This window comes from Desulfitobacterium sp. PCE1 (assembly GCF_000384015.1).
GTDB classification, from domain to species: domain Bacteria; phylum Bacillota; class Desulfitobacteriia; order Desulfitobacteriales; family Desulfitobacteriaceae; genus Desulfitobacterium; species Desulfitobacterium dehalogenans.
In genome coordinates, this window is the sequence record NZ_KB913023.1 from 832806 (window position 1) to 843588 (window position 10783).

Consider the following 10783-nt stretch of genomic DNA (forward strand, 5'->3'; position numbering starts at 1 on the left):
CTGCTCAAGGGAGCGCCGTCCGGGGAGCGCCGTCCATGGCACTGCAGAGTCTGGGGGCGCGATACGTCGTAGAACAGAGGAGTCCCGCAACTAGAGGATGATGCATGTTGTTAGGACGCTGCGGGACTCCTCGGATGTTCTACGAAATCCCACATAGCTGTACCATTGGTTCGTACATCTGCTTATATATTATTGAGCTAATCGAAAATCAGCATAAAGAAAAGGCTTGTAAATATTATTATGCTGCACTTTACTATCATTCAAAGAAATTTGAAGAGAAAACATATAGTAACCTTCGTAAGTGCTTATATTTTGGTGGAGATAACTACGAGATAATAATTTTAAACACCCTCGAACTAAAACCATACTTGGAGAAACTTGGATATTTCAAGAAAATAGAAAATTCTGTTAGTAAAGAAAACAGATTTAAGAAATTGCTTGACTTGATTAAAAGTATAGCGCAATAGATTAATGTGTAACGTCATCAATTTGGCTTTGGCTTCGAGTAGCGTGGGACTTCGTAGAACAAGGTGTTCCCGTAACTTAGTCTATATGTATGTATTTTGACGCTACGGCAACACCCAGGACGTTATATGCCATTTCCTGCAAGACCGCCCGCCGTCCATGGCGGAATTTAGACGAGAACTTAATTTCGTACTTGTAGAAAATGTGCAGTAGAATAGTTTTGTTTTTTTAAGGTTGTGAAAAGATGAAAAAAATAATCAAGCAGTATATTCTTCCAGTGGTTTTAAGCATGGTATTCGTTTCTATTGGTTTCTTTTGGTTGCATGGTGTTCCATTAATTGGGCAGCCCAAAAAGGAAGATGTTTCTTACATTGAGATAGCTGACACTAATTTGACTGATGATATACGGGCATTTACTGAATACGAAGATATCGAAAAGGCTGTAAATATGCTAAATTTTTTGAATTATCAATTAGGGACGCCTGAACAAGAAGCTCCGTTTATAACTATTACATATCACTTAAAAAACGGTGAAAAGGTGGATATTTCTGCGAATAAAGATACTGTATATTGGGGAGGCAAAGGCTATACCATTAAAGACGATAACGGAACTATTTTTGTAAATATAATCGAAGGTATGTTTTTCTCTGATTTATTAGTTGACTAAAGTAAAAGCAATAAAATCAGATTTGAAGTAGGATTACGAACATAATTTGCATTTTAGTTATGACTTCTTCTTATAATGTGCGACAGCTTGAACACCTAGGGGCGCGCCTTCCATGGCGCTCTGGCTTCGCGGGGCAGGAAACGTCATATAACAGAGGAGTCCCGCAACTAGAGGATGATGAATGTAGTATGACGCTGCGGGACTCCTCGAGACGTTAAATGAAAGTCCTAGCAACTAATAGGAGGTTTTTCGATGCATAAATCGTTATCAAATATCTTTGGAGGGTTTTTACTATCTGAAGATATTACTTCTGATGCATTAGGCCTTCTTAATCATCATGGGCGACAAGACGTAGCTAAACATGTTTTAACAGTTGCTATTACAGCCCAGCATCTAGCCAAAATTTATAATGTTGATTTGAAACTCGCATATTGTGCAGGACTACTACATGATATTAGTTTGATTTTGCCAACGTCTCAAATGCTACAAACCTCTATTGAATTGGGTATAGAACCGGTTACTGCTGAGAAAGTGGTACCATATTTGATTCATGGTAAATTGTCAGCAGCAATTGCAGAAAATGTTTTTAAAGTAAAAAATGACGGTCTCCTTCATGCTATTAGTTGCCATACAACACTATGTGCTAATGCAACTACACTTGATAAAGTATTATTCCTTGCAGATAAAATGTCTTGGGATCAAGAACACTCTCCGTTTAGGACTGAACTTGAGAAGGCACTTGAAAAATCTCTTGACGAGGCAGTCAGTTGCTTCTTAACTTGGAATTGGAACCAGAAGGATAAATTGGACTCTATACATCCATGGCTAATTGATGCTTGGAATAACTATGAAATAGGAGATTATGCATGACGTAAGACGGACCTTCATCTAACACAGAATTCCCCGCAACTAGCGGATGATGCATGTGGTTAGGACGCTGCGGGAATTCCTGAACGTTAGACGACATATTCGCTTTGGGGTTATATGCTAGGTAGGAGTGAAGAAAGTGTTAAGTGATCTTGTTTTTTCTATAAGCAAACGACTCGATGCTAACTTTGAAGCAAGTTTGTTTCAAGCATCTATTACAGGTTTAACCGACTACGCAAATCCCTTACGTTATAATAACTTTGCATATAGCTTTCGTGAATTAACTAGGCATATCTTTACTAGGTTAGCTCCAGATGAAAATGTTTTGCTTTGCAAATGGTATAAAAATGAAACAGATAAGCCAAAAGGAATTTCGCGTAAGCAAAGGGTATTTTATGCAATTAAAGGCGGACTCGATGATGACTTTATTGTGACAGAATTAAATTTTGATTTGGGTAGAATTTGGAGAACTATGAAAAGTGTAGTTGAGAACCTAAATAGGTATACTCACATCGAAGAGCAAACTTATAATATAGATTCTCAAGTTGGTGATAACTTTGTATTAAACTCACTTAATGCTCTGAATATATTCTTGGATTCTATAGATGGTCTTCGAGAAGAAATAATTTCGGCTTATGAGATGCGTTTATGGAAAGTTATTAATCTGGCTTTAATATCTGATGTAATACAAGAATTAGATGTGTTAGCTACGCATTATTGGATTGAAGGAAGTTCGATAGAGAATATATCTATTGATTCAATCGATAATGAATATATCCATGTTACAATTTGTGGAAGCGTAGATATTGAGCATCAATACGGTTCAGATGGGGATTATAGACGTGGAGACGGTTTAAGAATGGAGGATTCGTATCCATTTAATATTTCGCTAAAAATAGATGTAGAAACCCCTCTCGAATTTGATATTAGTGCTGAAGATATTGAAGTCGATAATTCACAATTCTATGTTTAGTTGTGCTAAAGAGTGCGAATACGTCGTCTAACACTGGATTCCCGACACTAGAGGATGATGCAAGTGGTTCGGACGCGTCGGGAATCCCAGAACGTTATACGAAAACCTGACTCAGTTTTAATTGTGATATATTTGTGGTTTTTTTGAGGAGGATGTAGATGTCATTTACAGAGAAAGTGAAATTAGAAGCAAAGAGAAAATCGGCTTTTAGATGTGTAGTATGTAGGGAGCCATTTGTAGAAATACACCATATTATTCCACAAGAGGAAGGTGGCCCAGATACATTAGATAATGCTGCACCTTTGTGTTCCTCGTGTCATGACTTATATGGAGGCAATCCATATAAAAGAAAACAAATAAAGCAAATGAGAGATTATTGGTTTGAACTGGTTGAAAATACTATTATGACTAATGATGGAGCATTACTAGAGATTGAAAAAGATCCATATTTTCTAAACAGTCTTAAGAATAAAGGTATAGCACTTTATCATGTGGTATTTGAAAATGAAAGTTTCGAAGAGTCGGCTCAAATGATCTTCGAAATTGTTAGAACTGCTCAAAAAACCCAACCCAATTTGAATAGAGCATTATATTTAGATATTGTGGACACAGAAACGAAAATGGTGGTTATGATAATGACATGTTTGAATTGCAAAGACACTTTATTCTTGGTTATTTGTTACCATTTTTAAGTGAGATACACATACCACTGTGCTCTGCTAAAAATACAAAACTTCAAAAAAATAATATTCCTGATGAATTAAATATATTTTCATCTGATGAAGAGATGATTAAGCATCTTAAGAAAGAGGGAAAAGAGAAATCTTTTACGATATATTCCGAAGAAGAATCTGGGGTATGAGTCAGGCCTTCGCATAANAGGCAGTTCCCAAAACTTTGAATTGATGAATGTAGTATGATGCTTCGAGAACTGCCGGGACGTTATATAAAATCGCGCGCACGAACCGCCACATCGTGTGGCGGATTAATTATAAAGATGCGTTGAAGATTCAAATGAAAGAAAGTGATTTTTTGAATTTACAAAGTGATAAGGTTAAAGAAATATATGATTTTTGTATAACATATGATGGAGAGCCGATTTCAAGACATAATGACGTTAATCATTTTATACATAGGATTGGGCTACTGCTAGATACTGGCTATGATACAAAGGATGAGGGCATTAAGCAAATAGCAGAGAAAATATTGTCTAATCAAAGTTGTGAAGGGGCTTTTTTATCTCAAATACAAATATCAACAAACTATGGGGGAACTGGATTACCAGAATTAGGATGGATGATATGTGATTTTCCATTGCTTCTTTACTTCCTCATAAAGATGGGATATGGGAAAGATGACCGAGTAATAAAGGCTATAAACTATTTGATTAGTGTTAGCGATGAAAATGGTTGGCGGTGCAAAAGCTCGTTTGAGAAATTTAGGGGACCTGGCAGAAAGGAAGATCATTGTCCATTAGCCACCCTATATGCTTTAAAGGTTTTCTCACTTCTACCAGAGTATCATAATGAGCAGTTTGTCAAAAATGGTATAAATGCAATGCTTTATCATTGGCGGATAAGTAATGAACGGAAAATTTATATGTTTGGAATGGGAAAGAATTTTAGAAAGTTAAAATATCCTACTCATTGGTTTGATATCGTTCACGTTGTTCGTGTTTTGGTGAATTTTGAGTATGCCAAGGGTACTCAAGAATTCAAGGAAATGATAGGTATTATCAAGAGTAAGAAAACTCAAGAGGGTGATTTTGTCCCTGAAAGTGTTTTTACTGCATACAAAGGGTGGGATTTTGGACAGAAAAAGAGTCCATCATCTTCATTATCGAATGTGATTAATGAAATTATTGATAAAGTATGATTTTGCGTGGTTTAAGGGGCCGACGTCCTGTCGGCCTCTGAGTTTGGGGGCGCGCGACTTTACATAACAGAGAATTGCCGAAACTTTGCAAAGATGCATGTGGGGACGCTTCGGCAATTCTCAAGACGTTATGTGCAATATTGGCAGTATGGATTAAAACGAGGTGATATAAATGGCTTTACTTGTTGGAAACGATGTTCTAAGTAATTACACATTCGAAAAGGAAGATGAGTTTGAGCAAGTAGTTGTCAAATTAAGCGACTACGTCTTTGGGCCACAAACAATCTACTTGGACATTAAGAAAGTGATGAAGAGTAAAAATGTAGCGAGTATTCCAGATGGTTATTTGATTGATATGACTAGTGCAGGAGATCCTAAGCTTTACGTTATAGAAAATGAAATAGTTAAGCATGATCCATTCAAACATATCGGAATTCAAATGCTAAAGTTTGCTACGAGTTTCGAAGAGAGTCAAACATCGATCCGTGGATTTCTAATGAATCATATCAGTAAGGACCCAGATAAATTGAAAAGGCTCGAACAAGGATGCAAAGCATCTAATAGCCGAAACATTGATCACTACTTAGATAAGGTTGTCTACAACGAGTTCAAAGGATTGGTTCTAATAGATGAAGCACGACCAGAATTACATCGGGTTTTAGAAAAGATTAATGCCGATATATCTGTACTAGAAGTGAAGTGTTTTGTTTCTACCACGGACAATTTGCATATGAATTTGATACTTTATATGAAGACTATGAAGAACCAGAAATAATCCTTAGTAGTAAAACAAAAAACGTTGCTAACCTTGATAGAAATAAGAGACTTCAAAGGTGGGCCGATTCAGATACCATTGTAGTTCCGGCTAAGGAAGAAGGATTTGAGACTGAGTTCTTAAACAATTCTCAATGGTACGCTATTCGCATAGGTGCAGCCATGAAAGATCGAATAAAGTATATTGCAGCTTATCAAGTTGTGCCCGTTAGTGCAGTGACTTATATTGCGGAGGTACATGAAATAAAGCCATATAAAGACACCGGCAAATATATGATTCTTTTTAAGGGCAATGCGCAAAAACTTACTAACCCTATCCCAGTAAAAGATACAACTAATGCGCCTCAAGGGCCAGTGTACGTAAAAAGAGAGAGGCTTATAGTATCTGAATTTTTAGAAGACGCTCTTGAAGTATGAAAGCGCCAATACTGCACATAACAGGGCATTCCCAACACTTAGAGGATGATGCATGTGGTTAGGACGCGCCGGGAATACCCAAAACGTTATGTGTAATGTGGCTTACGGAGATAATTTTTGGAGAGTGAATAGATGATACGAATTAACTCTCGGGCTGAATTGGAATCTTTTCTAGAAGAAAACCATTGGTTTGAGGATGGTTATATAACTGAGCTTAATAGTGAAGTCTTATCAGATAATAAACTTTCGTCAGTCCATATTAGAATTGGCTATCAGATTGCGGGAGATTACCGAGCAGGAAATCCTCGTACGGTCAGAGAGTTCACTATTAAAGCTTGCGGTATTAAATTGTGGACTTATGATGATAAGACTTGTTTTAATCCAGAACATTGCATGCAGGGCATTGAGCTTTTAGATGATGGTATGGGCATTCAATTCGATATTCCCGAAATTGTAACGCTTATCTGTGAAGAGTTAATTGTAAATGGGCCATTTGATATTGAGTCTATCACAAAGCCTTGGCTCAGCGAGCGGGAGTATATAGCTACCATTCCTGGAAGGGAAGTTCCGTTACCTGAGGAATGGATAAGTTGGTTACAAAAAGAAGGATTTAATGTGTCATGGCGTTTTGCTGGGAGTGAGGCAAAACTACCCGAAAAAGTTTCTTATCCTGATTATTCCGGCTGGTTCTTACAGAAAACCGATAAAGTGAAGACAACTGATTTTGGTGTTTTCTTTTTTCATGTTGAAGATAAAGAAGGTAGGCTATTTCTTCATATTGAAAATAAGGATAGTGATGTAGACCTATGGTTTGCAATAACGAAGATTATAGCTCAGATGCCGAGAGCTACAATTTTGTGCGGAAATTGTACATTTTCAGGTGAGCAATGGATAAAGTATTTAGCTGATGGTACGTATACGGTATAAATTTGAGGTCTGCCACACTACACATAACAGCGATTTCTCGACACTTAGAGGATGATGAATGCGGGTTGGGACGCGTCGGGAATTCACAGGACGTTATAAGAAATGGTGCGCGGTTAAGAGAGCTTATTCGGAAGATGTGGAAAGGAATATTATGAGTAGTACTACAAAAGAGTTAATGATTGGTGTACTGAAATCAGGTTTATCTGCTATTCCCGTTGCGGGCGGTGCGCTAAATGAAGTCCTCTTTGAGATAAGGGGTAGGATTGCACAGCAAAGGTTAAACGATTTTACTAATAGTTTTATAGATTCAATAAGAGATTTAGGGATCTATATTGATAAGGAAAAGATTACATCTGAGAACTTTAATGATATTTATTTTTCTATCGTTAAGCGTGTTGTTGAAACAAACTGCAAATATAAACTCGAAATATTCAAAAACATCCTAATCGGTAACATTCAAAGAACTTATAAGTCAGATTTTAGAGAAACATATTTAGATTTAATTATGAAGCTAGATTTTGTAGAAATTGAAATATTGGAGATGTTTAAGGATACTGGTAGATCCGGTAGCATGGATATAACTAGTGAATCTATCGCAGTAGTATCCACATTAACGAGTAAATCTTGCAAAGAGGTAATAAAAGAAAGGATTAAGGAGTGTTCACCTGATTTAACTACTTTAGAGACTGAAGGAAAATATGAGTATTATATATGTGATCTAATTTCAAAATCACTGTTAATCGATTCAAAAACTACAGGGAATACACATAGAGATTTGGGAAAAGAAGGATTAACAGTATTATACATAACCGACTTTGGAAAGGAATTCCTTAAATTCATTCGTGTAGGTTTTTGAGGATTTAGTCAATCTCTGGGGGCGCACCACTTCTTATAACAAGGTGTTCCCGTAACTTGGCCAATATGAATGTGGTATTGCGCTACGGGAACACCCAGAACGTTATATGAAACCCCGGTTTCGGAGAATTCTTTTAGGATCTTAAAATAGATAATAAATATAAAGTATGATTTGAAATGGAGGAGAATGAAATGACAGCTTCAACACACTTTAGTTTTGGGCTCTTTGCATCACTTACATTTTTATTTTACATAGCATTTTTCGGGCTGGTAATTTACTTCATGATAAGCGCAATAATATTCTTTAAGAGAAAGACAAGGAATGATGAAGCATTAATTAATAAGATAGATGAGCTGATAAGGTTCAATAGAAAAGAGTAAGGGAATTATTTTTGGGGCATTTCAAGGCTTCGTTTTGCTGTGGTTGGTCTTTAGGCATTCTGTTTGTTGGGGTAATTCTATAGGCATTTCTTATGTTGAATCGAATCTATAAGCATTCTTTTTATATAGAAATGCTACTCGGATTTATTTTGTTATTAAGGTAGTCCTTTCAACATTCAATTTTTAGAGAAATGCTTTGAAGCCCGGGGCTTCATATAACACAGAATTTCCCGCAACTTAGAGGATGATGCATGTGGTTGGGACGCTGCAGGAATTTCTAAACGTTATCCGAAAGATGCCTGAGAACGCTCCATCCATGGCGCGTAAGATTGTGGTAAATCGGAGGAGTTATATAAGAATGATTCGAAGACGGTTATCAATAATTTGCATTCTTATTATATCTGGGTTACTGAGTTTGACAGGGTGCACTGAACACTCAGAGTCTAAATCAAGTACCGTAAATGACTTAGTTGATTCTTACTATAAGAGGTTTGAGCCAACGAACAGAGGAGACTTAAAGATTCTTGCTCAGAAGCCAATAGACAATAAAACGTTGGTTTTAGCAGAAAAATACTCAGGTGATGGGCATTCGTGCACTGAGCTGTTTTTAATAAATAACGATAAGAGAATTGAGAAGAGGGCAACTGGTCTTACACCAATTAGTATGTATTTTAGTGTAAATTTATTGGAGTATGAAAATAACACCATAGCATTTGGAAATTTTAATAATACGAAATGGGAAATGGAAACTGACACTAAGAAACCTGTAAATATACAGAACATCTTAGTTAAGTTTAAAAACGGAGAGATAATTGAGGAGAATGTGGGCCTGGGCTATATTATTTATTCGAAAACTTTATCTGATATTGAGATTGTTGAGCTGTATGATAAAAATGGTATATTACAGAGCGATTTGAATGATTTGCGTAAATATGGAAGCGTTTTTACAGAAGTTTCATTTGTTGATATCGTGCAATAGAAAGTGTTCAAGGGGTTGCCGTCCAAGGCAACCTCTGAGTCTGGGGTCGGCATCCTTCAGATAACACAGACTTCCCGCAACTTAGAGGATGATGAATGTGGTTGAGACGCTGCGGGTACTCCTAAACGTTATCTGAAAACCTGACTCAGTTTTAATTATGATATATTTGTGGTTTTTTTGAGGAGGATGTAGATGTCATTTACAGAGAAAGTGAAATTAGAATCAAAGAGAAAATCGGCTTTTAGATGTGTATATGTAGGGAGCCATTTGTAGAAATACACCACATTATTCCACAAGAGGAAGGTGGCCCAGATACATTAGATAATGCTGCACCTTTGTGTTCCTCGTGTCATGACTTATATGGAGGCAATCCATATAAAAGAAAACAAATAAAGCAAATGAGAGATTATTGGTTTGAACTGGTTGAAAATACTATTATGACTAATGATGGAGCATTACTAGAGATTGAAAAAGATCCATATTTTCTAAACAGTCTTAAGAATAAAGGTATAGCACTTTATCATGTGGTATTTGAAAATGAAAGTTTCGAAGAGTCGGCTCAAATGATCTTCGAAATTGTTAGAACTGCTCAAAAAACCCAACCCAATTTGAATAGAGCATTATATTTAGATATTGATGGACACAGAAACGAAAATGGTGGTTATGATAATGACATGTTTGAATTGCAAAGACACTTTATTCTTGGTTATTTGTTACCATTTTTAAGTGAGATACACATACCACTGTGCTCTGCTAAAAATACAAAACTTCAAAAAAATAATATTCCTGATGAATTAAATATATTTTCATCTGATGAAGAGATGATTAAGCATCTTAAGAAAGAGGGAAAAGAGAAATCTTTTACGATATATTCCGAAGAAGAATCTGGGGTATGAGTCAGGCCTTCGCATAACAGGCAGTTCCCAAAACTTTGAATTGATGAATGTAGTATGATGCTTCGGGAACTGCCGGGACGTTATATGAAACGGCGCGGATTTAAGATTTATCACTTATTCTTATATGACTAAAAATTGGGGTGGGGGAACTGGACTCATGAATAATGTATTAATCACAAATCGGTCTGAAGAATCTTATCTACTTTCTAAGGAATTTAGTTTAGGAATAGAAGTGCATGACTTCTTTTTTCCAGATGTCATGGATAACCCTCAACCTCATAATGACCGTATAAAACAAATGTTGGGCGGAATAAAACTACGTTCGGTACATGGTCCATTTTCCGACCTTGTTCCAGCTAGTTGCGATACAAAATCGTTGAAGTTTGTAAGAGTAGATTCAAAAACGCCTTTGAAAAGGCCAAGGAGCTAAGTACGGAACACCTTATCTTTCATAGCGGATTTATACCTAAAACATATTTTCCTAAAGATTGGTTAGACAATTCCACAAAGTTTTGGACAGACTTTTTATCTAATAAACCCAATTCAATGGAAATCCACATAGAGAATGTATATGAAGATGACTTTAACCTTCTTAAAGAATTAGTTGATGCAATAGGTGATCCTTAATTTTCAATTTGCTTAGATTTAGGTCATGTTAATGCAAACTCCACGAAAGAGCTTAACAATTGGATACAAGGTCTAAATGA

Annotated in this window: 13 protein-coding genes; all 13 read left to right on the forward strand. The window is 36.4% G+C overall.

From position 1 onward, the window contains the following. The first annotated feature begins 709 nt into the window (after positions 1-709). Complete coding sequence (locus tag DESPCE1_RS0104125) at positions 710-1132, forward strand: hypothetical protein (protein WP_019849575.1); 423 nt, start codon at positions 710-712, stop codon at positions 1130-1132. Positions 1133-1384: 252 nt separating this feature from the next. Next, a complete protein-coding gene (yqeK, locus tag DESPCE1_RS0104130; RefSeq protein WP_019849576.1) occupies positions 1385-2002 on the forward strand; it encodes a bis(5'-nucleosyl)-tetraphosphatase (symmetrical) YqeK in 618 nt (205 codons plus the stop codon). A gap of 136 nt (positions 2003-2138) precedes the next feature. Further along, on the forward strand, positions 2139-2972 hold the full coding sequence (locus tag DESPCE1_RS0104135; RefSeq protein WP_019849577.1) for a hypothetical protein: 834 nt from the start codon (positions 2139-2141) through the stop codon (positions 2970-2972). A 158-nt stretch (positions 2973-3130) separates the two neighbouring features. Further along, positions 3131-3664: an HNH endonuclease signature motif containing protein gene (locus tag DESPCE1_RS21725; protein ID WP_019849578.1), complete on the forward strand. Its 534-nt coding sequence runs from the start codon at positions 3131-3133 to the stop codon at positions 3662-3664. A 322-nt stretch (positions 3665-3986) separates the two neighbouring features. After that, entirely contained in the window at positions 3987-4847 is an 861-nt protein-coding gene (locus DESPCE1_RS0104145) for a hypothetical protein (protein WP_014792782.1), read from the forward strand. 172 nt (positions 4848-5019) lie between these two features. Further along, entirely contained in the window at positions 5020-5622 is a 603-nt protein-coding gene (locus DESPCE1_RS0104150; RefSeq protein WP_019849579.1) for a hypothetical protein, read from the forward strand. Between the two features lie 161 nt (positions 5623-5783). Next, positions 5784-6038: a hypothetical protein gene (locus DESPCE1_RS0104155; RefSeq protein WP_019849580.1), complete on the forward strand. Its 255-nt coding sequence runs from the start codon at positions 5784-5786 to the stop codon at positions 6036-6038. A gap of 132 nt (positions 6039-6170) precedes the next feature. After that, positions 6171-6965: a hypothetical protein gene (locus DESPCE1_RS0104160; RefSeq protein ID WP_019849581.1), complete on the forward strand. Its 795-nt coding sequence runs from the start codon at positions 6171-6173 to the stop codon at positions 6963-6965. 58 nt (positions 6966-7023) lie between these two features. Beyond that, a complete protein-coding gene (locus DESPCE1_RS0104165) occupies positions 7024-7821 on the forward strand; it encodes a hypothetical protein (protein WP_014792784.1) in 798 nt (265 codons plus the stop codon). Positions 7822-8012: 191 nt separating this feature from the next. Next, positions 8013-8201, forward strand: a complete 189-nt coding sequence (locus DESPCE1_RS0104170; RefSeq protein ID WP_014792785.1) for a hypothetical protein — start codon at positions 8013-8015, stop codon at positions 8199-8201. Between the two features lie 358 nt (positions 8202-8559). Continuing rightward, entirely contained in the window at positions 8560-9180 is a 621-nt protein-coding gene (locus tag DESPCE1_RS0104175) for a hypothetical protein (protein ID WP_028305451.1), read from the forward strand. Positions 9181-9425: 245 nt separating this feature from the next. Further along, complete coding sequence (locus DESPCE1_RS21730; protein ID WP_242835357.1) at positions 9426-10076, forward strand: HNH endonuclease signature motif containing protein; 651 nt, start codon at positions 9426-9428, stop codon at positions 10074-10076. 157 nt (positions 10077-10233) lie between these two features. After that, positions 10234-10506, forward strand: a complete 273-nt coding sequence (locus tag DESPCE1_RS0104185) for a hypothetical protein (RefSeq protein WP_019849584.1) — start codon at positions 10234-10236, stop codon at positions 10504-10506. Positions 10507-10783: the final 277 nt, after the last annotated feature.

What these genes read in the sequence shown, in the direction of transcription:
- DESPCE1_RS0104125 (WP_019849575.1), top strand. Translation starts at nt 710, where the DNA reads ATGAAAAAAATAATCAAGCAGTATATTCTTCCAGTGGTTTTAAGCATG.
- yqeK (WP_019849576.1), top strand. Translation starts at nt 1,385, where the DNA reads ATGCATAAATCGTTATCAAATATCTTTGGAGGGTTTTTACTATCTGAA.
- DESPCE1_RS21725 (WP_019849578.1), top strand. Translation starts at nt 3,131, where the DNA reads ATGTCATTTACAGAGAAAGTGAAATTAGAAGCAAAGAGAAAATCGGCT.
- DESPCE1_RS0104145 (WP_014792782.1), top strand. Translation starts at nt 3,987, where the DNA reads ATGAAAGAAAGTGATTTTTTGAATTTACAAAGTGATAAGGTTAAAGAA.
- DESPCE1_RS0104150 (WP_019849579.1), top strand. Translation starts at nt 5,020, where the DNA reads ATGGCTTTACTTGTTGGAAACGATGTTCTAAGTAATTACACATTCGAA.
- DESPCE1_RS0104155 (WP_019849580.1), top strand. Translation starts at nt 5,784, where the DNA reads ATGAAAGATCGAATAAAGTATATTGCAGCTTATCAAGTTGTGCCCGTT.
- DESPCE1_RS0104160 (WP_019849581.1), top strand. Translation starts at nt 6,171, where the DNA reads ATGATACGAATTAACTCTCGGGCTGAATTGGAATCTTTTCTAGAAGAA.
- DESPCE1_RS0104165 (WP_014792784.1), top strand. Translation starts at nt 7,024, where the DNA reads ATGCGGGTTGGGACGCGTCGGGAATTCACAGGACGTTATAAGAAATGG.
- DESPCE1_RS0104170 (WP_014792785.1), top strand. Translation starts at nt 8,013, where the DNA reads ATGACAGCTTCAACACACTTTAGTTTTGGGCTCTTTGCATCACTTACA.
- DESPCE1_RS0104175 (WP_028305451.1), top strand. Translation starts at nt 8,560, where the DNA reads ATGATTCGAAGACGGTTATCAATAATTTGCATTCTTATTATATCTGGG.
- DESPCE1_RS21730 (WP_242835357.1), top strand. Translation starts at nt 9,426, where the DNA reads ATGTGTATATGTAGGGAGCCATTTGTAGAAATACACCACATTATTCCA.
- DESPCE1_RS0104185 (WP_019849584.1), top strand. Translation starts at nt 10,234, where the DNA reads ATGAATAATGTATTAATCACAAATCGGTCTGAAGAATCTTATCTACTT.